We start from the raw sequence: 23,280 nt of genomic DNA on the forward strand, positions 1-23,280 counted from the left end.
AATTCGAACGGTCCGATGCGCAGTCCGGATTCTCGGGACGGGGCGGTCGGGACAGACGCCGAACCGGCGCCCTCGGTGGTCGAGGACGCCGGTGCGGTCAGGGTCGGTGCGGTGCTCAGGATGCCTGACGCTCCCGCTTCTTGGCCTCGCGGGCGAGGGCGCGGTCGCGCATCTCCTCGAACTTGAGGGTGTCCTTCTCGAGCTGCTCGAGGAAGGCGGCGAGTTCCTCGCGGGTCTTCTCGCCCTCGGCGGAGAAGTCGTCGCGGTCGAACACGTTCCACTTGCGCAGGACGGGCTGCACGACCTCTTCGAGGTGCTGGCGCAGGTCGTAGATGCCGTGCTTGGCCATCAACACGCCGTGGCGGCGGAAGTTGGGCATGCCGGCGCCGGGCATCTGGAAGTTGGTGACGATGTCGGTGACCGCACGCAGCGTCTGATCGGGGGCGAGATCCATTCCGGCGCCACAGATGTTGCGGTAGAAGATCATGTGCAGGTTCTCGTCGGCGGCGATGCGCTGCAGCATCTTGTCGGCGATCGGGTCGTTGCAGGCCTTGCCGGTGTTGCGGTGGCTGACCCGGGTGGCCAGCTCCTGGAAGGTGACGTAGGCGACGGAGTGCAGGATGCCGAGCTCGTCGACGTGCTCCTCGATCTCGTCGGTGCGTCCGGCGGCGGCGAGCATCGGGTCGTAGCCGTTGGTCATGTGGACCATGCGGTCGGCCTCGAGGGCGGCGGGATCGACACCGCGGGTCACCACGAGGTAGTCGCGCATCACGATGCCGTGACGGTTCTCCTCGGCGGTCCAGCGGCCGACCCAGTGGCCCCACGCCGAATCCATCGAGAAGTTGTCGGCGATCACGCGGTGATACGAGGGCAGGTTGTCCTCGGTCAGCAGGTTGGTGATCATCGCGGCCTTGGCGACCTCGCTGAGCTGCGACTGCTCTGGGTCGTAGTCCGGGCCGCCCAGCGCCGGGTAGTTCTTGCCCTCGTCCCACGGGATGTAGTCGTGCGGGTTCCAGTCGCGAGCGATCTTGAGGTGTCGGTTCACGTTCTCTTCGGCAACCGGAGCGAGTTCCTGCAAGAGCTCCAGTTGAGTCAGTGCACGTGCCATAGAGATTCCTCCGAACGGTGGTCGCATACGTGTGGGGTCGGTGCGCACACGGTTGGGTCAGCACTACAGGTTACGGCACAAACCAGGCCGAACCCAAGTCATTACCTACGGTGTCGTAACCAGACCTCTCGGTCATGTTGCTGGGGTGATGTCGCTGCCTTTGCGATGTCGCTGTCCCTCGGATGTCGCTGTGGACCTCGATGGTGTTACCCCGGTTCACCATCGTGGGCGATCGGCATCGGCCGGTCCAGGCCCGGACGCGTACTCACAGGTGATCGGCAGATCAGCGGCGCGCGGCGAACGCGGGCCCGATCCGGCGCATCCATTCGGCCGCGCCGTCGTCGAGAGTACCGAGGTCGGAAGCCTTTTCACACCACTTCATGGCAGCGGCCCCGAATTCGAGCGGGTTGTAGACGTCCTCCTCGCGCGACCACAGCCCGTCGCCGGCGTAGGTGAGGATGGTGATGTTGGTCGCGGTGATGAGGCTGCCGTCGCCGGGATCGCGCATCGGGTTGTCCACCTCGCAGATCACCCGCGCGGTCGACGGGTCGGCGACGTGCCACAGTGCCGGAAAGCCCGTCATATGGCTGCCCGGGAATGCCGTCATCGTCTTCCAAATCCACGCCCGGATCTCCTCGCGACCACGCATGACGCCCATGGCGTGCTCGACGTAGTCGGCGTCGGTGGTGAACAGCTCGGCGAAGCGATCCCAGTCCCGGCTGACCCCGATCTCCGCCACGGTCTGCTGGAAGTCGGCGAAAGCGGCGTCGAGTTCGGCGGCGTCGAAGGTCGGCGCGTCGGCGGGGTTGGACACGTGTCCACCCTACGGGTGGCAGGCGCCGAATCGGTCGAATTCCGCATTCTCGGGCAATGCGTGGGGATGGCCGCGGTCGGGGAGCAGAATGGTGAGTGGGGCCGAAAGAGGGCCGCGTCGCCGAAGCGCTCCGGGGTGCTTCGGCCGAGACAAGTGGAGGTCCGCAGTGCAGCGGTTGAGTGGTTTGGACGCGTCGTTCCTGTATCTGGAGACGCGCTCGCAGTTGATGCATGTCGTGGGGATCATGGAACTCGATGCGAGCACCATTCCCGGTGGCTACAGCTTCACCCGGATGCGTACCCAGCTCAACGCGCGGGTCGCCGCGATGCCGATGTTGCGACGCAAATTGGAGAACTCCGCGCTCAACATCGACCACCCGGTGTGGGTCGAGGACGACCACTTCGACATCGATCGGCACGTGCACCGGGTGGCGTTGCCCTCGCCCGCGGGTAAGAAGGAACTCAACGAGCTCTGCGGCCACCTCGCCGGGCAGGCCCTCGATCGGGGCAAACCGCTGTGGGAGCTGTGGATCATCGAGGGCAGCGCCGACGGCAAGATCTGCGCGTTCCTGCGGATGCACCACGCCAGCGTCGACGGCGTCACCACCGCCGAGGTGCTCGGCCAGCTCTGCAGCCTGACCCCCGACGAGCCCGACGTCGACCCGGAGAAGGTCGCCGAGACCGCCGGTGGACCCAACCGGACCGGCATGGTGATCTCCGGCGCGCTCAACTACTTCGTGCAGCGACCGATCGCGATGGTCAAACTGCTTCCACAGACCGTCGGCGTGCCGATCGAGTGGTTCCGCCGGTCACGCTCCCGGACCGGAATGCCCGCCCCCTTCGCCGCGCCACGCACCGTGTTCAACGGTCCGATCTCACCGCATCGCAGCATCGCGACCACCCAACTCTCCCTCGACGACGTCAAGCGGGTGAAGAATCGCTTCGGGGTGAAGGTCAATGATGTGGTGCTCGCTATGGTCGGCGGCGCGCTACGTGAATATCTCTCCCAGCACGGTGACCTGCCGGGGTCGCCGCTGGTGGCGATGGTCCCGGTGTCGGTCCACGACGCCGACGAGCGCGATCTCGTGGTCAACGGCACCAACAAGGTGACCGGCATGTTCACCGAATTGCCGTCGGACGTCGCCGATCCGGTCGAACGGCTCGAACGTGCCGGAGAACTCGCCCGCCGCGCCAAGGAGCATCACGCCGACATCGACGCGAACATCCTGCGTGCGTGGGCGCAGTTCGCACCCGGCACCACGCTGTCGACGCTGATGAAGTTCTACGGCGACCGCAAACTGTCGATGAACCATCCGCCCGTCTTCAACGTGACGGTGTCCAACGTCGCCGGACCCGACTTCCCGATGTACTTCTGTGGGGCGAAGGTGGCGGCCATCTATCCGCTCGGTCCGATCTTCCACGGCCTGGCCCTCAACATCACCGTCTTCTCCGTCGACGGACACCTCAACGTCGGCATCCTGACCTGCCCCGACGAGGTGCCCGACGTCGAGATGATCGCCGAGGCCTTCGATCACCAACTCAAGGCGTTGATCGAGGCGTGTGACGACTGAGGGTCGACGCCGCGAACGGCCTCGCAGTTAGGCTGAGACCGTGTCTGTTCACGACCATGGTTTCGCGCGGGTCACCGGGGCAATCCCGGTTGTCCGCATCGCCGATCCGAAGGCCAATGCCGAGGCGATCGTCGAGTCGATGCGGCAGGGCGCCGCAGAGGGCTCGCTACTCGTCGTCTTCCCCGAGATGGGTTTGTGCGGTTACAGCATCGACGATCTCGTCCAACAGGATGCGATTCTCGACGGCTGTCGCGACGCATTGAAGTCGATCGTCGACGCCAGTGCAGGGTTGACCCCGCTCGTGGTGGTGGGGTTACCGCTGGTGGTCGGCGACGGCCTGTACAACTGTGCCGCGGTGATCCGTGACGGCGCAGTACTGGGCGTGATCCCCAAGTCGTATCTGGCCAACTATCGGGAGTTCTACGACAAGCGCTACTACAGTGCCGCACGCGATGCGTCGCAGGACACGGTGCGGCTCTTCGGCTCCGACGTCCCGTTCGGTGCGGATCTCCTCTTCGACGCCGAGGATGTCCCGGGCTTCTGCCTGCACGTGGAGATCTGCGAGGACGGCTGGGTGCCCATCCCGCCGAGCGTGTGGGCCTCGCTGGCCGGCGCGACCATCCTGGCGAATCTGTCGGGTAGCCCGGTCACCGTCGGAAAAGAGTCGTACCGGAAGTTGTTGAGTACCAGCCATTCCGCGCGCTGCATCGCCGCGCACCTGTACGTGGCGGCCGGGTTCGGTGAATCCACGACCGATCTCGCGTGGGACGGCGACGCGTTGATCACCGAGAACGGGACCCTACTCACACGCAGTAAGCAATTCGAGATGGGTGCCCAATCCATCACCGCCGACATCGATCTCGACCGTCTGCGCCAGGAGCGCATGCGTATGACCAGTGTGCGCGATCAGGTCGGCGACCACGCCGAGGACCTGAAAAGGTTGCGGCGCATCGGTTTCAGCTTCGGCGTGCAGCCTGGAACCGATGACGTCGATGTGCTGCGACGTGCCATTGCGCGGTTCCCGTTCGTGCCCAGCGGCACCAGCGACCTCGATGAACGTTGTCGGGAAGTCGGCAACATCCAGGTGCAGGGACTCGCGGCACGTTTGCGTGCGACGGGACTCGAGAAGATCGTCATCGGCGTTTCCGGTGGACTCGATTCGACCCTTGCGTTGTTGGTCGCGGTGGACACCTTCGACCGACTCGAGTTGCCGCGCAACAATATTCTGGCCTACACGATGCCAGGCTTCGCCACCGGAGGCGCAACACTGCGGCGGGCGCACGTCCTGATGGACTCGCTGGGCGTGAGTGGGACGGAACTCGACATCCGCCCGTCGTGCGAGCAGATGCTCGCCGACCTCGACCACCCGTACTCGCGTGGCGAGAAGGTCTTCGATGTGACGTTCGAGAACGTGCAGGCCGGGGAACGGACCTCACACCTGTTCCGCCTGGCCAACCACCATGGCGCCATCGTCCTCGGTACGGGAGATCTGTCCGAGCTCGCCCTCGGATGGTGCACCTACGGCGTCGGTGATCAGATGTCGCACTACAACGTCAACGGGTCGGTTCCCAAAACGCTTGTTCGCCATCTCATCCGGTGGATGATCAGCTCCGGTGAGTTCTCCGATGAGACCAGTGAGGTTCTCGCCGAGATCCTTGCCGACGTGATCTCACCCGAATTGGTACCGCCAGGCGAGGACGGTGCGATTCAATCCACCGAGGACACCGTCGGGCCGTACGAATTGCACGATTTCTTTCTCTACTATCTCACCCGGTTCGGCTACCGTCCCAGCAAAGTCGCGTACCTCGCCCGTCAAGCTTGGGGTGATCTCGACCGAACGCCGTGGGATACCGAGCCGCTCGACGACCGCAACGTCTACGACGCGGCGACGATCGACAAGTGGCTCACGGTTTTCTGCCAGCGCTTCATGGCCAACCAGTTCAAGCGCACAGCCATGCCCAACGGACCCAAGATCGGTTCCGGCGGTTCGCTGTCGCCACGCGGTGACTGGCGTTCACCGTCGGATGCCTCCGCACGTGCGTGGTTACAGGAGCTCCGCGGGGAGTGAGACGCGGGCAGTGAGATGGGGCCGAGCCCCACGGTGATCATCTCGACCACCGTGGGGCGGTTCGCTATTGAGTTCTCAAACAACAGATGCGGTCCCGGCGATGCCGGGTGCGGGGAATCAGGGTGTGGGGCGGGGTAGGTCAGGCTGCGGTGTCGTCGAGTCGCATGCTGCGTCGGTGGTAGGACGGCACCGGTCGCCGTTGCGGATCCACGCTGGCGGGCGGGATCAGCCAGGGGTGGCGGTCGAATCCCATGATGATGTCCCACCCGTGGTGGTGCACATCGTCGTGACAACTGCTGCAGAGGAGGCAGCCATTGTCGAGGTCGGTGGGACCACCGTCGGCCCAGTGGTGCACGTGGTGTGCTTGGCAGCGTCCGGCATGGGCACCGCATGTGATGCACCCGCGATCCCGCACCAGCAAGGCTTTGCGTTGTCCGGGGGTGAAGAAGCGTTCCTGGCGTCCGACGTCGAGGGTACGCCGTCGGTGTTGAGGATGATTTTGGTGATCGTCGTGTCACACGACAACATCCGCGCGGTGGGTTCGGTGATGGCTCCCATGTTCTGCAACTCGCCGCCGAGCCCGGGGTTGTCGGCTGACCAGGTCCACAACAGTCCGTTGGTCGGTTTCGCGGAGAAGGTCGTGTCGGCCAAGCCTTGTGCCGCAAGTTCGACGATCGTCTCGAACGCGGCCGCACAGATCTGTTCGGGTGTCCGCGGATCCGGGGAGCCATCCGGCTGGGGTTTCGGTGCCGACAAGGCTTCCATCAGGGTGCGGGTTTTCTCGCCGGCGATGATGTCGAGGTTCGCCGAGATTTCCAACCGTCCGTCGTCGGTGATGCGGGCGGTGTAGGAGTTGATCGTCTTGTCTTCGGCGGCTGGTAACCCGCCAGGCGTCTCCGCAGCGAGCTCGTTACCCAACTGTCGCGCGTAGAGGTTGATCTCGGCGGGGGTGAATCCGGCGAAATAGTGCGACAGCAGTTTCCGGAGATATTCACACCGGTGGACGGTGTTGAGGGGTTCGGGGGAGCGGGTGTCGATGTGCGCCAACCCGCGGACGATGGCGTCGGTGTGTTCGGATGAGATGGACCCGTCCGCAGCATGTGCGAGCAGCAGATCCACATCGGTGGTGCCGGCGAACCGCACGTACCGACCTGCGACGGCGGGTGCGAAGCCCATGCTGATCAACAGTTCTCGCAGTCGGGTGGTTTTGTGGTCGGCCACCCCTAACCGATCTATTTCGCCGGTGAGGGTGGTGGCGTGGTGATCGACCAGATTGCGAAGCAGCAGGACTTGTTTCATCGCACCGAAGGCTTGGGGTCCGGTCATCTCCGGATTCCATTGCAGGTCGCTGAGTTGGGTGACGATGGTGGCGAAGACCGCTTCGGCATCAACATCTTTGACGTTCAAGAATTGTGGTGGTGTCGATCATGGGCCCCTCCCCGGTGGCTGATCGGTGTGATGCCCTTATCTTACTCGAACATATGGATTACGGCAAGGGTGTTTGATAATTCTGGGGAGGGAAAGGTGCTTGTGGACAACGGGTTACGGGGGTGGGCTGGCGGCAGATTTTTCTGTCGGTGGGGTGTGGTAGGCGTGCGGATTCAGCTGTAGATGTTCGATGTGGTTGGGAGGCTTGTTGTCTCGCCGGGTCTCGAGGCTCGCCGCACGCGGCTCGCACCTCGACCATCGGGGGGGCCAGGCCGCTGGGCGGCGTTCATCTCGACCATCGGGGGGAGGGGGCCGAGGTGCGCGGCGCGCGAAAAGTAGCTACAGCCCCAGATCCTTGGCGATGATCGTCTTCATCACCTCGTTGGTCCCGCCGTAGATCCGCGATACGCGGGTGTCGGCGTAGAGGCGGGCGATGGGGAACTCGGTGATGTAGCCGTAGCCGCCGTGCAGCTGTAGGCATTTGTCGATGACCCGGCCCGCGGTGTCGGTGGCGAAGAGTTTGGCGCGGGCGGCGTCGGGAACCGACAGCTCATCCGAGTTATGCAGCGTCAGAGCGTGATCGACGAACTGCTGGATCGCCTCGACCTCCGCAGAGCACTCGGCGAGGACGAACTTCGTGTTCTGGAAAGAGGCGACGGGACGCCCGAAGACGTCACGCTCGCGGGTGTAGGCAAGTGCATGTTGCAAGGCAGCGGCGGCGGTGGCCGCCGAGCCGATCGCGATGGTGAGCCGCTCCTGCGCCAGATTGTGTGTGAGGTACCGGAATCCGGCGCCCTCGTCGCCCAGACGGTCGGTCACCGGCACGCGCACCGAGCTGAACGAAAGTTCGGCGGTGTCGGAGGCCTTGAGCCCGATCTTCTCCAGCTTGCGGCCCACGGCGAAGCCCTCGGAGGAGGTATCGACCACCAGGATCGACAGGCCGCCGCGGCGGTTGTCGGGGTCGAAGGCCGACGTGCGGCAGACCACGAGGATGCGGTCGGCCAGGGCGCCGCCGGTGATGAAAGTCTTGGCACCGTCGAGGATGTAGTGGTCGCCGTCCTCGCTGAGTTTGGCGGTGGTGGAGATGTTGGCCAGATCCGACCCGGTGCCGGGCTCGGTCATCGCAATCGCGAACATCAGCTCGCCGGAACAGAATCCGGGTAGCCACCGCTGCTTCTGTTCGTCGGTCGCGTACTCCATGAGGTAGGGCAGGATGAGGTTGGCGTGCACCGAATAGCTGCCGAAGGTCACTCCGGCCAGCGCGCATTCCTCGGCGATGACCATCGAGTAGGTGAAGTCGTGCTCGCCGCCACCGCCGTATTCCTCGGGCGCCTCGATGCCTAGCACCCCGAGCTCACCGAGCTTGTTGTAGAACTCGCGCGGCGGATGCCCCTGCTTCTCCCAGTCGTGGTGGACTGGAACGACCTCCTTGGCGATGAAGTCGCGAATGGTCTTGCGGAAGGCTTGGTGATCGTCGTTGAACACGGTGCGCTGCATGGGTTCTGGCCTCTCTAATTGGTGCGGTACTCGCGGAGCAGTCCCTTGGAGATGATCTGTTTCTGGATTTCGCTGGTGCCCTCGCCGATCAGCAGGAACGGAGCTTCCCGCATCAGTCGTTCGATCTCGAATTCCTTGGAATAGCCGTAGCCCCCGTGGATACGAAAACTGGCCTGAGTGACCTCTGCGCAGTACTCGCTGCACAGGTACTTCGCCATGCCGGCCGCGACGTCGTTGCGTTCGCCGGAGTCCTTGAGTCGGGCCGCGTTCACCATCATCAGGTGCGCCGCTTCGGTTTTGGTGGCCATCTCGGCCAGCGAGAAGGCGATGGCCTGATGCTCGGCGATCGGCTTGCCGAAGGTGCGTCGCTGTTGGGCGTAGGTGACGGCGAGTTCGAAGGCGCGCTGCGCGATGCCGCAGGCCCTCGCCGACACATTGACCCGGCCGACCTCGACGCCGTCCATCATCTGCGCGAATCCACGGCCCGGTGTGCCGCCGAGGATGTGCTCGGCATCGGTGCGATAACCGTCGAAGATCAACTCGGTGGTGTCGATCCCCTTGTAGCCCATCTTGTCGATCTTGCCGGGAATCGTCAGTCCGGCAACCACTTCGCCGAAACCGGCCGGCTTCTCGATGAGGAAGGTGGTCAGGTTGTGGTGCGGCTTCTCGGCTCCCTCATCGGTGCGCACGAGCGCCGCGACCAGGGTCGACGAGGCGCCGTTGGTGAGCCACATCTTCGCGCCGTTGATCGTGTAGGTGCCGTCGTCGGAGCGTTTGGCCGACGTCGTGATGGCCGCGACGTCGGAGCCGAGGTCCGGTTCGCTCATCGAGAAGGCGCCACGCACCTCGCCGGTCGCCATCCGCGGCAGCAGCCGCTGCTTCTGCTCCTCGGTCCCGTGCTGTCGCAGCATGTAGGCGACGATGAAGTGGGTGTTGATCACCCCGGACACACTCATCCAGCCGCGTGCGAGTTCCTCGACGCACAGCGCATAGGTCAGCAACGATTCGCCGAGCCCGCCGTACTCCTCCGGGATCATCAGCCCGAACAGTCCCATCTCCCGCATGCCGGCGACGATCTCCTCGGGGTAGGCGTCGGCATGCTCGAGTTTTTGCGCGTTGGGGATGATCTGGGTGTCGACGAAGCGCCGCACGTTGGCGACGATGTCGGTCTGGATGTCGGTGAGACCGAGGGTCTGGGCAAGGCGGGCCATGGTCTTCAGCATGCCCGTGACGGGCCCGCCCGGTAACGGGGTCTTCGGCTAAGGCACCGATAGGAGGAGACAATGCCACGCCTGGAGGCGTCGCTGTGGGCCGCTGACCAGCACGTATAGGCGGCACCCTGGGCACTCATCGCAGAGCCGGGCAGTGTCGGCGATTCCGGCAGAGGGGTCTGCTGGGCGCGATCCCGCCATCGAATCGTCGGTGACGCCCCACCGCTTGCGGCGACGCCGTGTGCCGAGCGCGACATAGGTCGCGGCTATGACCCCATGAGCGTGAATCACCTTGTGATCGAGTGCCCGTCATGGTCGATTCGTTCATAGGGGTCGATTCGTTCATAGGGGTCGATTCGTAGGTAGGGGTCGATTCGTTGGTAGTGGTTTGGAGAAAGGAACTCTGATGAGCGATGCGGTGATCGTCGATGCGGTCCGTACCCCGATCGGACGCCGGGGCGGGGCGTTGTCGGGTATCCATCCGGCCGACTTGTCCGCCCACGTCCTCGAGGCACTCGTGGAGCGCACCGGCGTCGATCCCGCCGACGTCGACGACGTCATGTGGGGGTGCGTCAGTCAGCACGCCGAACAGGCGGGCAACATCGCGCGCACCGCGATCCTGGCCGCCGGCTGGCCGGAAAGCGTTCCGGGGACCACGATCACGCGGGCCTGCGGATCGAGCCAGCAGTCGCTGGCGATGGCCGCCGCCGCGGTCATCAGCGGTCAGCTCGACATCGTCGTCGCCGGTGGGGTCGAGTCGATGAGCCGCGTGCCGATGGGCAGCGCGGCCCCGAACGGTGAGCATCAGCCCTCGACCGTGCTCGATCGCTACGGCGTCGACCGGTTCAGTCAGGGCATCGGAGCCGAGATGGTGGCCCGGCGTTGGGATCTGAGTCGCACCCGACTCGACGAGTACTCGCTGCGATCCCACGAGCTCGCGGCGGCGGCCAGCGATGCCGGAGCGTTCGACGGTCAGCTCGCCCCGGTGCCCGGCGTCCTCGAGGGAGACGAGGGCATCCGGCGCGGCGGATCGCTGGAATCGCTGGCCAAGCTCACGACCGTGTTCGACGAGAACGGGGTCATCCACGCCGGCAACGCCTCTCAGATCTCCGACGGTGCGGGCGCGCTGCTGGTGTGCTCGTCGGAGACCGCCGCCGCACAAGGCTGGACCCCGCTGGTCCGTATCCACACCACCGTGGTGGCCGGCGACGATCCCGTCGTGATGCTCACCGGACCCATCCCGGCCACCGCCAAAGCCCTTGCCCGGTCCGGGCTCTCGATCGACGAGATCGGGGCGTTCGAGGTGAACGAGGCGTTTGCGCCGGTGCCGCTGGCGTGGCAGATCGAGACGGGTGCGGCGGAGAAGGCGCTCAATCCGCTCGGCGGCGCCATCGCGGTCGGGCACCCGCTCGGCGGCTCCGGTGCCATCCTCGCCACCCGGCTGGCGCATCACATGCGCGACAACACCATCCGTTACGGACTACAGACGATGTGCGAGGCGGGTGGCATGGCCAACGCCACCATCTTCGAACTCATCGGCTGACCACCTCAGGAGCAGATGTATGGAACTCAAGGACCTCTCCACCGCCATCACCGGCGGAGCCTCCGGCCTCGGCCTGGCCACCGCCCGGCGCATCGTCGATGCCGGCGGGCAGGTGACCCTCATCGACCTGCCGACCTCCGACGGTGCCGAGGTGGCCGAACAGCTCGGTGCCGCAGCGCGGTTCGCGCCCGCCGATATCACCGACCGGGAGCAGTTCGCCGCCGCGCTCGACGTGGCCGACGACCGCGGCGGTCTGCGCGCACTCGTGCACTGCGCCGGTGCGGGGCGCCGGATGCGCATCCTCGACGCGCAGGGACGCGCCGGATCGGCCGACGACTTCGAATTCGTCATCCGGCTCAACCTCATCGGCTCCTTCCACGCCCTCTCGCTGGGGGCCGAGCGGATGGCCCGACTGCCCGAGATCGACGGCGAGCGGGGCGTGATCGTGATGACCGCATCGGTCGCCGCGTTCGAGGGACAGATCGGCCAGATCAACTACAGCGCCTCCAAGGCGGGCATCGTCGGGATGACACTGGTGGCCGCACGAGATCTGGCGAGCAAGCACATCCGCGTCAACACCATCGCCCCCGGCACCATGGACACCCCGTTGCTGGCGCGGTTGCGTGAGGACGTCCGCGAATCGCTGGCCGCGAGCATCCCGAATCCGTCGCGGCTCGGTAAGCCGGACGAGTTCGGGCGGTTGGCAGTCTCGATCGTGGAGAATCCGTACCTCAACGGGGAGACCATCCGCCTCGACGGCGCGATCCGGATGGCCCCGAGATGACCGAATTGCACTATCCGGCAATCACTCTCGCCGCGTTGCCGGCCGGCATGGCCCGGCTGTATGCGAACCGCGCGGCCGTCATCGACGGCGAGCGGGTGCTCACCTTCGACGATCTCGACGTGCGCACCGCCGCGGTGGCCGCCGGGCTCGCCGCGATCGGGGTGGGCGAGCGCGACGTGGTCGCGCTGCACCTGACCAACAGCGCCGACTTCGTGCTGGCCTACTACGGGGCGTTGCGCGCCGGCGCGACGGTGACATTGATCAACCCGGCGCAGCCGGTCGCCGGGCTGCGGGCCCAACTCGTCGAGACCGGCGCCGTCGCGGTCGTCACCGAGGAGCCGCAGGCGCAGACACTGGTGTCGGCGATCGAGGGACTCGATCTGCGGGCCGCGATCCTCGTCGGTGACGACACCGGGTCCGAGACCGCCATGGCCCCTGCGGGTCTGATCACCCTGGCGCAATTGGCCGCCGATGCCGGCCCCGCTCCACGGGTCGCGATCACCGGTGCGGATGTGGCCCACCTGGCCTTCACCGGTGGCACCACCGGTGTCTCCAAGGGCGTGCAGGTGTTGCACCGCAACGTCATCGCCAACGTCACCCAGATGATCGCCTGGCGCGCCGGACATGCGGTGACCGAAAACGACGACGGGTCGTTTCGCCTCACCCCGCGCGACGGCGCCGGACGCGGCGTCGTACCCGGGCAGGCCGCCACCATCGTGGTGTCCCCGCTCTATCACGCGCACGCCCTGATCAACATGTCCTTCCTGCTGATGTGTGGTGCCACCCACGTGCTGGCCGGCCGATTCGATCCGGCCCGGATGCTCAATCTCATCGAACGACACCGCGCCACCTACATCACCGGCAGTCCGACGATGTGGCATGCGCTGGCCGCACATCCCGATGTGGCCACACGCGATCTCTCCTCGGTGCGGGTGGTGTCGTCGGGGGCCGCACCGATCGATCACGTCAGCCTCGAGCGACTCGCCGCTGCCTTCCCGTCGGGTGCCGTCGTGGAGGGCTACGGGCTGACCGAGGCGACCTGCCTGGTCTCGTCGGCGCCGCTGGCCGCCACCGACGATGGCACCGGTGAATACCGTTTCGGCAGTGTCGGATTGCCGACCTTCGACACCGAGGTGTCGATCCGTTCGCTCGACGATCGCACCACCGAACTCGCCGCGGGCGAACGCGGTGGCCTGTGGGTCCGCGGACCTCAGGTGACCGCCGGGTACCTGCACCACCCCGAGATCACCGCCGAACAGTACGTCGACGGATGGCTCGACACCGGCGACATCGCCTACGTCGACGACGACGGCTACCTCTACATCTGCGACCGTGCCAAGGACATGCTGATCTACAAGGGCTACAACGTATATCCGCGCGAACTCGAGGAGATTCTGGTGACTCACCCCGACATCGCCGGTGCCGCGGTGGTGGCCCGGGAGGCCGGGCCGGTCGGGCAGGAGCCGGTGGCCTTCGTCGTCGCCCGGCCCGGGCACCGGGTCGACGCCGACGCGGTGCAGGGTTTCGTCGCCGAACAGGTGTTGCCGTACAAGAAGATCCGCGACGTGATCGTCGTCGACGAGTTGCCCACCTCCGCCGCGGGCAAGATCCAGAAAGTGGCGTTGCGAGCCCAACTCGCCGCCGAGCACACCGGAAAGGGCCGACTCCATGCGTGATGTCGTCATCTGCGAGCCCGTGCGCACCCCGATCGGGCGCTACGGGGGCATGTTCCGATCGCTGACCGCCGTCGACCTCGGGGTGGCCGCCCTGCGCGGACTCCTCGAGCGGACCGGCATCCCCGACGACGACGTCGACGACGTGATCCTCGGTCACTGCAACGGCAACAGTGAGGCACCGGCGATCGGCCGTGTCGTCGCACTCGACGCCGGACTGCCGACCACGGTGCCCGGCATGCACGTCGACCGACGGTGCGGATCGGGATTGCAGGCGATCATCCAGGCCGCCTACCAGGTGGGGTGCGGCGACAACGATCTCGTCGTCGCGGGCGGCACGGAGTCGATGAGCAATGCGTCGTTCTACTCGGTGGACATGCGTTGGGGCGGTGCGCGCACCGGAATCGCCATGCACGACAGCCTGGTTCGGGCCCGCTCCACCGCCGGTGGCAAGAACTGGCCGGTACCCGGTGGCATGATCGAAACCGCCGAGAACCTCCGCAAGGAATACGGGATCTCCCGCGAGGAGCAGGACGATCTCGCCGTCGAATCGCACATGCGCGCGGTTCGTGCACAGAAGGACGGCATCCTCGGTGAGGAGATCATCCCGGTCACCGTGCGAGATCGTAAGTCCGAGAAGCTGATCGATACCGACGAGCATCCACGTCCCGATATCTCGCGCGAATCGCTCGCCGGACTGCGGCCCATCATGGGCGCCACCGACCCCGACGCCACGGTGACCGCGGGCAACGCCAGCGGACAGAACGACGCGGCCTCAATGTGCCTGGTGACCACCGCCGAGGTCGCCGCACGGCACGGCCTGACGCCGCTGGTGCGCCTGGTGTCGTGGGGCCTGGCCGGCGTGCCACCGGCGACCATGGGCATCGGCCCGGTGCCGGCCACCGCCAAGGCGCTGGACAAGGCGGGATTGACGCTCGCCGACATCGACGTCATCGAACTCAACGAGGCCTTCGCCGCGCAGGCGCTGGCCGTCACCCGGGAGTGGGGATTCGGCCGATTCGCCACCGACAGTCCCGATTTCGCGCGCACGAACGTTCACGGATCGGGTATCTCGCTGGGACATCCGGTCGGTGCGACCGGCGGGCGGATGCTGGCATCGCTGGCGCGGGAACTGCACCGGCGCGAGGCACGCTACGGCCTGGAGGCCATGTGCATCGGCGGCGGACAGGGGTTGGCCGCAGTATTCGAACGGGTCAGCGGATAGTTGATCTTCGTGACAAGCCGCCTTGACATCTGATGTCAAGGCGGCTTTACTCGTGGCATGCCCGACCCGGACGTCCCATCGCCGATCCGGGCCGCGCGGACCCGAGCGGCCCTACGGCAGTCCGATCTGGCGAAGGCGGTCGGGGTGAGCAGGCAGACGATCGTGTCGCTCGAACGCGGCGACTACGCACCGTCGGTCTACCTGGCCATCCGGGTCGCGCGGGCGCTCGGCGCCGGCGTCGAAGAACTGTTCCCGTTGCCCGAGGAGACCCGAGGAGAGCTGAGATGAGTTCCGGACGAACCACATTCCCCGATCTGTTGCTCGGCCCCGACGATGCGTCGTGGGGCGATGAACGTGAGCGCGCGGTACTGCTGGAGGGCTACGCCTACATCTACACCCTCTCGACGCTGCTGCTGTGGGCGCTCGGCGCCGTCGCGGCGTGGTTCGTACCCGCCTGGGTGACCGTCCTGTGGTGGGTCGCGTTGATCGCGCCCGCGATGGAATGGCAACGATTCTGCAAGGCTCGCCGCGTGGATCCCCAGACGTTGGTCTACGCCCGCGGATCCCGCCGCCGCATCATCGTCACCAGCCTGTACACCGGTGCCTGCTCACTGTCGATGGCACTCGCGGTGATCCTCGGGCTCGGACCCGACGGTGAGGCCACGACAATCGTGGGGGCCGTCGTCGGCGGTATCGTCGGCGGCGCCGCGGCGTTCCTGCTGGCCCGGCGACATGCGATCAAGTCCGAGAAAGAGCAAGCCGCAGGCCATCTCGACGACTGAGCAGTGCTTACCCCGCGCACCTCACTCCTCGACCGCTCGCTGCGCGGCCATCGACCGCGCGACGTCGGCGAAGGCCTGACCGGCGACCGAGAGGCCGCCCGGATCGAAGATCATCGCGAAAGTCCGTGCGAACCGCGGTGACACCGGCCGCACCACCGCGCGATCGGCCACCGATTCGGCGATGCGACGTTCGAGCAGGGTGGCCCCGATCCCGGCGAGCACCATGGGCAGTCGCTGCTCCCGATGGTCGGAGAGCACCGCGATCGGCAGTCGCACACCGGATTCGCGGATCGCGCTCTCGATCTCCTCGGCGACCGACCCGCCCCGCGGAACGAAGACCATGGGAATGCGGGGGAGATCGGCGATGGGGATCGGCCCGTCGGGAACCTCGGTCCCGGGTGGGCACACCAGCCAGAATTCCTGTTCACCGAGCACGATCATGTCGAGATCGTCACCGACCGTGGGCAAATGGGTGATGACGAACTCGCAGCGCCCCTCCTCGATCATCGCCGACGCCTGTGTCTCGACCCGCAGGTCGCCGAGGCGCACGGTGACCCCCGGATGGCGGGCCCGGAAGCCGGCGACCAGGTCGATCACCGCGCCACCGTCGATGAAGGGGGAGGCGAGCACCTCGACGCGGCCGGTCGGTTCGTCACCGGCCGCGGAGAGGGCGTCGTCGACGGTAGCCACATCACGCATGATCTGCCGGGTCGATCCGACGAGCGCCCGTCCCGCAGAACTCGGCACCATGCCGCGTCCGATCCGGTGGAACAACTGCACCCCGACTTCTCGTTCCAACGCCCGAAGCGCCTGGGACACAGTCGGTTGGGTGACACCCAACGACGCCGAGGCACCGCCGATCCCGCCGTGCTCGACGACGGCGAGGAAGTACTCGAGCTGGCGCAGTTCCATCGAACTCACCACGCTCCGTCGTGGGAAATGGTGACCTCGTCGGGCACGAGGTCGGCCGGTGGCGCGGGTGTCCCGCTGATGCGGCGCGCCACCGCGACGAAGGCGATCGCCGCCGGCGAGGGCTGCCCCGACCGCATCACCAGTCCGTAGTCGCGCAGCAATGGGGGCACCACGCCGAAGACCTCGGCGCCGCTGAACTGTTCGGCGGCGACCGGACGCGGGACCACCGTCCCGCCGACGCCGCGGTCGACGAGATCCCAGATGGCCGAGGAATGGGCGCAGTCGACCACCACGTTGCGGGCGTCGTCGGCGATGACGTCGGCGAGCAGGGCCGCGGTCGCCTGATCGGACAGGTTGACCAGCAGCGGCAGATCGCGCACGGCCGCGCGGGGCACCGTGCCCGACTCGGTGACCACATCGTCACCGACGAGTCCCGGTGGCGCGGCGAGGACGAGTTCCTGCGCGCCGAGCGGGATCGACACGAGGGAGGCGTGGTCGGCGTCGGAATCGATCACCCCGATCTCGGCGTCACCGCGCCGCAACGCGGCGAGTACCCCGGACGGGCCGTCGGCGGCGTGGACGCGGACGACCACGGCGTGGTGTCGCTCCCGGAAGGCCCGCACCATCGTGACCAGCGGGTCGATCGCGAAGGCGGCGTCGGTGACGATGTCGACGCGTCCGGAGCGCAGTTCACGGACGGCGGCCACCTTCAGTTTCGCGCGCTCGACGTCGGCGAGGATACGGCGCGCGGCGACCTCGACGCGCCGGCCTGCGTCGGTGAGTTCGAGTCGTCGACCACTGCGGTCGAACAGGGTGACACCGAGACGGCGTTCGAGCGTGCGGATGGCCTGGGAGAGTGAGGGCTGGGAGATGTAGAGGGCATGCGCCGCCTTGGTGATGCCGCCGTGGTCGATGACCGCGACGAAGTAGGTGGCGAGATGCAGGTCCACCGCCACAGCCTAGTCACAGCGCTCAGAGCTGTGCCCGCGGCCCGTCGACGCGAGAGGGCATGATCCACGATTGGGGGATGCGGGCGAAGGAGCCGACCGCCGGGTCCATCACCGGCCGGTAGTTCGCCGCCGGCCCCGCACCCGCCGTCAGCTCACGGTAGGCGTCCACCCCGCTCGTCGGATGGCGCGTGAGGCCCGGATCGCGCAATACGTCGACCCGGTACAGACCGAATCGTGTTGTGTAGCTGCCCCATTCGTAGTTGTCGGTGATCGACCAGTGGTTGTAGCCGACGATCGGTAGTCCGTCGCCGCGCGCGCGTTGAAGCCAGAAGAGACTGTCGCGCAGGAAGTTCGCCCGGGTGTAGCCGTCGGCGCGGGGTGCTCCGTCGGACAGCGGCATGCCGTTTTCGATGATGTAGAGCGGTTTTCCGGGGAAGGCCTGTGCGTAGTGATGGCACGCCTGGTAGATGTCGTCGGGTTGCGGGCGGACCGCCGCGAAATCGCCGCCCGCCGCGGCGATCGTGGTGAGATTGTTCAGCGCCGCGCCGTAGTAGTAATCGATGCCGATGAAGTCGAGGGTGTCGACGACCCGATTCATGAACAACGCATCGGTGACCGGGGTGACCGCGGGCAGGAAGGCCTCGTTGACCGCAACGCGCGCTTGCGGATTCGCGTCATGGGCGGCGGTGTGGGCGATCCGGTGGGCGTGTGCGATGCGGTCGAGGAACCGCGGCATGTCGGCGTCGGTGAGTGCGCCGATCTCCTTCTCGTGACCGTAGAAGACCAGGGGTTCGTTGATGCTGATCCACATCGAACACTGCTCGGCGTAGCGCGCGGTGATCATGCGCGCATACCGTTCGAAGTCGCCGAGTGTGCGGGCGCCGAGGAAGCCGCCCTGATCGGCCACCCACCCCGGATACACGTAATGCACCAGTGTGATCATCGGGCTCATGCCCAACGACCGGATGTCGGCGACGAGGTCGTCGTAGTAGGCCAACGCCGCCGCACTGAACCGGCCGCGTTGCGGCTCGACTCGCGCCCACTCGATACCGAAACGAAAGGTGTTGAGTCCCATGCCCGCGGCGAGGTGCAGATCGGCCCGGTAGCGGTGCCGGAAGTCGACGGAGTTGCGCACCGGGTCGACCCGTCCGGTCCGCGCCGCACGGTCGGTGTAGCGCCGCCAGTTGGAGTCCGGGTTGAAGCCCTCGGCCTGGAAACCCGAGGTGGCCGCACCGAAATGGAAGCCGTCGGTCCAGCCGGGCACACTTGGGGCGCGCACGAAGGGTGCGGTGCCCGGCGCGGCGGAGGCCGGCGCAGCACCCGGGCCCGACGCACCCAGGCCCGACGCGCCCAGCCCGACTCCCGCTGCGACCGCGGTGGTGGCGCCGAGCAGACCGCGCCGGGAGATCCCCGACGGTTGCGCGGCGTGGGCCCCGGAGCGGTGAGATCGGCTCATCCCGAGGGTCAGCGGCCGGTCCAGAGGGGCGCCCGCTTCTCGGCGAATGCGCGAGCACCTTCCTGGGCGTCATCGGAGGCGAAGATCGGGTCGAGCACCTCGCGCTGGGCGGTGATGAGATCGGGGTCGGTGTAGCGGATCGCCATGCCCACAACCTGTTTGGTGGCACGGACCGCGAGCGGACCGTTCGCGGCGATCTGGGCGCCGAATTCGCGGGCGCCCTCGAGGGCGCCGCCGGTCGGGGTGAGGACATTGACGAGACCGAACTCGTGGGCACGCTTCGCGGTGATGGGGTCGCCGGTCAGGGCGATCTCCATCGCGAGCTGATAGGGGAGGATCTTGGGCAGGCGCAGCAGACCGCCGGCTGCTGCGGCGAGACCCCGCTTCACCTCGGGCAGACCGAATTTCGCGTCCTCGGCGGCGACGATCAGATCTGCCGACAGGGCCAGTTCGCAGCCGCCGGCCAGCGCCCAGCCCTCGACCGCGGCGATCAACGGCTTACTCGGCGGATTCTCGGTGATCCCGCCGAATCCGCGACCCGGCACACTCGGCACCTCGCCGCGGGTGAACGCCTTGAGATCCATTCCTGCGCAGAATGTTCCGCCGGCACCGGTGAGGATTCCGACGGTGATGTCGTCACGGGCCTCGAACTCGTCGATCGCCGCGGCGATGAGGGTTGCGACCTGGGCGTTGACCGCGTTACGGGCCTCCGGGCGGTCGATGGTGATGACGGCGACGCCGTCGGCGAATTCGGTGCTGACCGGGCTCATCGGCCGGTGTCCTCTCGATCGGTGGGGGTGGTGACATACCAGTGCACGGGTTCGGTGCCCGACCGGGCGATGATCCCGCGTTCTTCCAAAACCAGAAGGTGGGCGTTGGTCTCGCGCAGGGCCATTCGGCTCAGCGGCAGGGACAGCTGCTCGAACGGCCGGGACCAGGTGACCGATCGGGTGATCTCCCACGCGGTCGACCCGGGCACCTCGGCGATGGCCTCGGTGATCTCGGCGAGTCGTTCCTCATGGTGGGAGAGCAGGTGAGTGACGCGGCCGGCCAGTCCGCGGAACCGGTACTCGTGCGACGGCAGCGCCTCGAGGTCGCCGAGGTGCTCGGTATTGGCCAGCGAGGTCAGGTAATCGGCGAGCGGGCTGGGGTTCTGGAACGAATTGGTGGACACGTTCGGACTGATCCGCGGCAGCAGATGATCACCGGTGAAGATGATCCCGGCGTCGTCGTCGGCGAAGCACAGGTGCCCCGCCGTGTGTCCCGGCGTCCAGATCGCGCGCAGATTCCATCCCGGGATGTCCAGGGGTGCGTCGCCGACGAGTTCGACGTCCATCGTGCGGCCCCGGGGTAGCCGCACGATCTCACGGATTCCGGCGTCGATCACGTCGGTGGGGGCACCGAGTTCGCGCAGATCGAGCTGGGCGACGGCGAGTTCGCGGGCGAGCTGCGCCTCGTCGCGGTGATGCAGGAACCGGGCGTCGTTGCGGTGCATGCCCAGTCGCGGGTCGGCGTGCTCGAGCAGCCGGGGGACGAGACCGAAATGGTCGGGGTGCAAGTGGGTGATGAACACGTCGGTGATGTCGGACAGGTCATGACCGGTGGCATGAATGCCCGCGACCAGCGTGTCCCACGATTCGTCGGTGTTCCAGCCGGTGTCGATCAGGGCGAGACCACCGGCCGAGGTGACCAGCGCGTACGCCAGGATGTAGCGCAACGGATTGTCGGGCATCGGTACCGGGATCGAGAACACGCCGGGCCGCACCTCTTCGACCGGCGGCAACACCTTCTCGGCCCACGCCTGCCGTTGCCGGTGTCCGGTGACCACCACCCCGGTGCTCGTGGCGACTTCGTCGGTGCTCCTGACGACTTCGTCGGTGGTGCTCGCACCCGGGGCGGCCGCATCCGTGGTCGGTGGGCCCGCCGATCGAGTGCTCATCAGTCCATACGATCACGCGGGACACGGCCGGGCAAACACCTCTGGGCTCACGCATCGTGAGGTAAACCCTATGTGTCCCAGATTCGCTCGCGGCATTGACACGGTGACCACGGCGGGCAAGGGTGGCCGACGTGGCCTTTGCGCAGACCCCCGACGACGCCGCCGACCCCGAGCCCGATACCCCGGACGACTCGCTTCCCCTGGCCGGTCTGACCGTGGTGGCGCTCGAGCAGGCCGTCGCCGCGCCGCTGGCCACGCGACATCTCGCCGACCTCGGGGCACGGGTGATCAAGATCGAGCGGGTCGGCGAGGGCGACTTCGCCCGACACTACGACGCCGAGGTCGAGGGACTCGCCTCGCATTTCGTGTGGCTCAACCGGGGTAAGGAGTCCTTCGCGGTCGACCTCAAGCAGGAGCGGGGCGCAGCGCAGGTGCGCGCGCTCATCGACCGCGCCGACGTGTTCCTGCAGAACCTCGCCCCCGGTGCGGCCGCCCGGCTGGGATTCGACGCGCAGCGCCTGCGTGCCGAGCACCGTGCACTGATCGTGGTGAACATGAGCGGCTACGGCACCGTCGGGCCGATGCGTGACCGCAAGGCCTACGACATGCTCGTGCAGGCCGAGGCCGGGCTGATCTCGGTCACCGGCACCGCCGAGCACCCCGCCAAGACCGGTGTCCCCACCTCCGACATCGCCGCGGGCATGTACGCACTCACCTCGACCCTGTCGGCGCTGGTGCGTCGCGGTATCACCGGTGCCGGTGCCACGATCGAGGTGTCGATGTTCGACGCGACCGTCGAATGGATGGGCCATCCGATGTACATCGGGATGCACGCCGGGCGCCAGATCCCACGATGCGGCGTCGGGCACGCGGCCATCGTCCCCTACGACGCCTATCCGACGCGTGACGGCGAGATCCTCATCGGCGTCCAGAACGACCGCGGGTGGCGCGCACTCGCGCAGGTGCTCGGCCGACCGGAACTCGGCGACGACCCGCGCTACGCCACCAACATCGAAAGGGTCGCTCGCCGTGCCGAAGTCGACGACCTCGTCGCCGCGCGGACCGCGACGTTCGACACCGCAGAACTCGACGAACGTCTTGCGGCCGCCGGGATTCCGGCCGCGCAGATCCGCGACGTCGCGGGCCTGCTGGAGCATCCACAACTCTCGGCACGTGCTCGGTGGCGCATGGTCGACACCGAGATCGGCCCGATCCGGGCGCTGTTGCCGCCCTTCACCTTCGACGACGTCGAGATGCGGATGGGCCCGGTACCCGCGCTCGGCGAGCACACCGAGGCGATCCTCGCGGAGTTGGGCGAGTCGACCACCGGATGAGCCGGCGGATCAGGGTTCGATGAGTGGTCCGGCCGGCATCGTCGGGGTGCGTTCGGCGTCGTCCCACACCGAGAGCAACTCGGCGAGGATCTGCCTCGACATCCCCAGTGCGCTGAGGTGACTCTCACCGGGCAGCTCGAAGAGCTTGGCATCGGGCAACAGCGAAACCATGTGTATGCCATGCGAATACGGGATGATGTGGTCGTGGTCGCCGTGCCACCAGCGCACCGGCGTGGTCACGTCACCGACGCGGAATCCCCAATCCTGGGCGAAGGCCACGACGTCGGTGAACGGCGCCTCCATGCGTCGGCTGCCGCCGTGCAGCAGGTCGTCCAGGAACATCGCCCGGAATTCGGGGCGCGCGAGCAACTCTCGGTCGGCGCGCGGTGAGAACCGGCCGTAGAGGCGGATCGCCGGATTCGCGATGGGCGCGGCCACCCCGAGTACCGAACTGAGGACCTTGCCCAGGGGTGCACCGGCGACCCGGACAGCCGGGGCCAGCAGCGAACCGAGGGCCATCGCCCCGCCGCCGATGGCGTCGGGGCCCACGGTGGGTGCGACTCCGCCGACGATCCCGGCGACCATGACGCGCTCCGGTAGCGCGTGTGCGGTCGCCAATGCGTACGGTCCGCCGCCGGACATGCCGATCACCGCGAACCGGTCGATGCCGAGAGCCTCCAGAACCGGCTCGAGATCGCCGGGGAACTCCGCCACACACCGGTACCGGTGGGCGGTGGAACTGCCGACGCCGGGGCGATCGAGCCCGATGAGCCGGATGTCGTGCTCGGCGGCGTAGGCGCGGGCCTCGGTCGGGATCTGGCGGCGTGCGCCGGGCGTGCCGTGCAACCAGATGACGGCGCGGCCGGTCGCCGACCCGAACTCGGCGAACCCGATCCGGCGTCGTCCCCCCTCCACCGCCACCGAGCCCTCGATCTTCGGTCGGTCGATCCCCATCATGTGACCAGGATCGCACTGTGAGTCGGTAC

Annotated in this window: 19 protein-coding genes and 1 pseudogene; 9 read left to right on the forward strand and 11 right to left on the reverse strand. The window is 67.1% G+C overall.

Annotated elements, in window-relative coordinates:
* Window positions 1-115: 115 nt before the first annotated feature.
* Together QNM97_RS02700 and QNM97_RS02705 are read right to left on the reverse strand one after the other, a co-directional pair.
* Complete coding sequence (locus QNM97_RS02700; protein WP_208792506.1) at window positions 116-1,108, reverse strand: acyl-ACP desaturase; 993 nt, start codon at window positions 1,106-1,108, stop codon at window positions 116-118.
* Between the two features lie 283 nt (window positions 1,109-1,391).
* Window positions 1,392-1,922 (reverse strand): nuclear transport factor 2 family protein, encoded by a 531-nt coding sequence (locus QNM97_RS02705; RefSeq protein ID WP_283821478.1) that lies wholly within the window; start codon window positions 1,920-1,922, stop codon window positions 1,392-1,394.
* A 166-nt stretch (window positions 1,923-2,088) separates the two neighbouring features.
* Here QNM97_RS02705 and QNM97_RS02710 point away from each other — a divergent pair, with 166 nt between their 5' ends.
* Together QNM97_RS02710 and QNM97_RS02715 are read left to right on the forward strand one after the other, a co-directional pair.
* Window positions 2,089-3,492, forward strand: a complete 1,404-nt coding sequence (locus QNM97_RS02710; protein ID WP_208792504.1) for a WS/DGAT/MGAT family O-acyltransferase — start codon at window positions 2,089-2,091, stop codon at window positions 3,490-3,492.
* A 40-nt stretch (window positions 3,493-3,532) separates the two neighbouring features.
* Window positions 3,533-5,560 carry an NAD(+) synthase gene (locus tag QNM97_RS02715; protein WP_283821479.1) on the forward strand — a complete coding sequence of 676 codons (2,028 nt, stop codon included), beginning with the start codon at window positions 3,533-3,535 and terminating at the stop codon, window positions 5,558-5,560.
* Between the two features lie 139 nt (window positions 5,561-5,699).
* Here the strand turns inward: QNM97_RS02715 and QNM97_RS02720 are convergent.
* The 3 genes and pseudogenes from QNM97_RS02720 to QNM97_RS02730 all read right to left on the reverse strand — a co-directional run bounded on the left by QNM97_RS02720 (window position 5,700) and on the right by QNM97_RS02730 (window position 9,696).
* Window positions 5,700-6,989: pseudogene (locus QNM97_RS02720) on the reverse strand (HNH endonuclease).
* A 338-nt stretch (window positions 6,990-7,327) separates the two neighbouring features.
* Complete coding sequence (locus QNM97_RS02725; RefSeq protein WP_283821480.1) at window positions 7,328-8,485, reverse strand: acyl-CoA dehydrogenase family protein; 1,158 nt, start codon at window positions 8,483-8,485, stop codon at window positions 7,328-7,330.
* A 14-nt stretch (window positions 8,486-8,499) separates the two neighbouring features.
* On the reverse strand, window positions 8,500-9,696 hold the full coding sequence (locus QNM97_RS02730; RefSeq protein WP_283823080.1) for an acyl-CoA dehydrogenase family protein: 1,197 nt from the start codon (window positions 9,694-9,696) through the stop codon (window positions 8,500-8,502).
* Window positions 9,697-10,102: 406 nt separating this feature from the next.
* Between QNM97_RS02730 and QNM97_RS02735 the strand changes: the two genes are divergently transcribed.
* From QNM97_RS02735 to QNM97_RS02760, 6 genes are read left to right on the forward strand one after another with little or no spacing between them, the layout of a single operon-like run.
* Entirely contained in the window at window positions 10,103-11,239 is a 1,137-nt protein-coding gene (locus QNM97_RS02735) for a thiolase family protein (protein WP_283821481.1), read from the forward strand.
* A 19-nt stretch (window positions 11,240-11,258) separates the two neighbouring features.
* Window positions 11,259-12,023 carry an SDR family NAD(P)-dependent oxidoreductase gene (locus QNM97_RS02740; protein WP_283821482.1) on the forward strand — a complete coding sequence of 255 codons (765 nt, stop codon included), beginning with the start codon at window positions 11,259-11,261 and terminating at the stop codon, window positions 12,021-12,023.
* Window positions 12,020-13,699, forward strand: a complete 1,680-nt coding sequence (locus tag QNM97_RS02745) for a class I adenylate-forming enzyme family protein (protein ID WP_283821483.1) — start codon at window positions 12,020-12,022, stop codon at window positions 13,697-13,699. Before QNM97_RS02740 ends, QNM97_RS02745 begins: the two co-directional genes overlap by 4 nt.
* Entirely contained in the window at window positions 13,692-14,921 is a 1,230-nt protein-coding gene (locus tag QNM97_RS02750; protein WP_283821484.1) for an acetyl-CoA C-acetyltransferase, read from the forward strand. Before QNM97_RS02745 ends, QNM97_RS02750 begins: the two co-directional genes overlap by 8 nt.
* A gap of 57 nt (window positions 14,922-14,978) precedes the next feature.
* Window positions 14,979-15,209, forward strand: coding sequence for a helix-turn-helix transcriptional regulator (locus QNM97_RS02755; protein ID WP_283821485.1), 231 nt, complete (start codon window positions 14,979-14,981; stop codon window positions 15,207-15,209).
* Window positions 15,206-15,703: a hypothetical protein gene (locus tag QNM97_RS02760; RefSeq protein ID WP_283821486.1), complete on the forward strand. Its 498-nt coding sequence runs from the start codon at window positions 15,206-15,208 to the stop codon at window positions 15,701-15,703. The genes QNM97_RS02755 and QNM97_RS02760 overlap by 4 nt, the downstream gene beginning before the upstream one ends.
* A gap of 21 nt (window positions 15,704-15,724) precedes the next feature.
* On the opposite strand, the gene QNM97_RS02765 is transcribed toward QNM97_RS02760, so the two are convergent.
* Genes QNM97_RS02765 through QNM97_RS02785 form a run of 5 tightly spaced genes read right to left on the reverse strand, consistent with a single transcriptional unit; the run spans window position 15,725 to window position 20,960 of the window.
* The gene (locus tag QNM97_RS02765; protein WP_283823081.1) at window positions 15,725-16,615 is read right to left on the reverse strand and encodes a LysR family transcriptional regulator; all 891 of its coding nucleotides are present in this window, start codon (window positions 16,613-16,615) and stop codon (window positions 15,725-15,727) included.
* Between the two features lie 5 nt (window positions 16,616-16,620).
* Window positions 16,621-17,565 (reverse strand): LysR family transcriptional regulator, encoded by a 945-nt coding sequence (locus QNM97_RS02770; protein WP_283821487.1) that lies wholly within the window; start codon window positions 17,563-17,565, stop codon window positions 16,621-16,623.
* A 22-nt stretch (window positions 17,566-17,587) separates the two neighbouring features.
* Window positions 17,588-19,021, reverse strand: coding sequence for a family 1 glycosylhydrolase (locus tag QNM97_RS02775; protein WP_283821488.1), 1,434 nt, complete (start codon window positions 19,019-19,021; stop codon window positions 17,588-17,590).
* Between the two features lie 8 nt (window positions 19,022-19,029).
* Entirely contained in the window at window positions 19,030-19,791 is a 762-nt protein-coding gene (locus QNM97_RS02780) for a crotonase/enoyl-CoA hydratase family protein (protein WP_283821489.1), read from the reverse strand.
* Window positions 19,788-20,960: an MBL fold metallo-hydrolase gene (locus QNM97_RS02785; RefSeq protein WP_283821490.1), complete on the reverse strand. Its 1,173-nt coding sequence runs from the start codon at window positions 20,958-20,960 to the stop codon at window positions 19,788-19,790. Before QNM97_RS02785 ends, QNM97_RS02780 begins: the two co-directional genes overlap by 4 nt.
* Window positions 20,961-21,082: 122 nt before the next feature.
* Here QNM97_RS02785 and QNM97_RS02790 point away from each other — a divergent pair, with 122 nt between their 5' ends.
* On the forward strand, window positions 21,083-22,294 hold the full coding sequence (locus tag QNM97_RS02790; protein WP_283821491.1) for a CaiB/BaiF CoA transferase family protein: 1,212 nt from the start codon (window positions 21,083-21,085) through the stop codon (window positions 22,292-22,294).
* Between the two features lie 9 nt (window positions 22,295-22,303).
* Here the strand turns inward: QNM97_RS02790 and QNM97_RS02795 are convergent, their stop codons facing one another.
* Window positions 22,304-23,251 (reverse strand): alpha/beta fold hydrolase, encoded by a 948-nt coding sequence (locus QNM97_RS02795; protein ID WP_283821492.1) that lies wholly within the window; start codon window positions 23,249-23,251, stop codon window positions 22,304-22,306.
* Window positions 23,252-23,280 lie beyond the last annotated feature (29 nt).

The sequence above is a fragment of the Gordonia sp. L191 genome, from assembly GCF_030077625.1.
GTDB lineage: Bacteria > Actinomycetota > Actinomycetes > Mycobacteriales > Mycobacteriaceae > Gordonia > Gordonia polyisoprenivorans_A.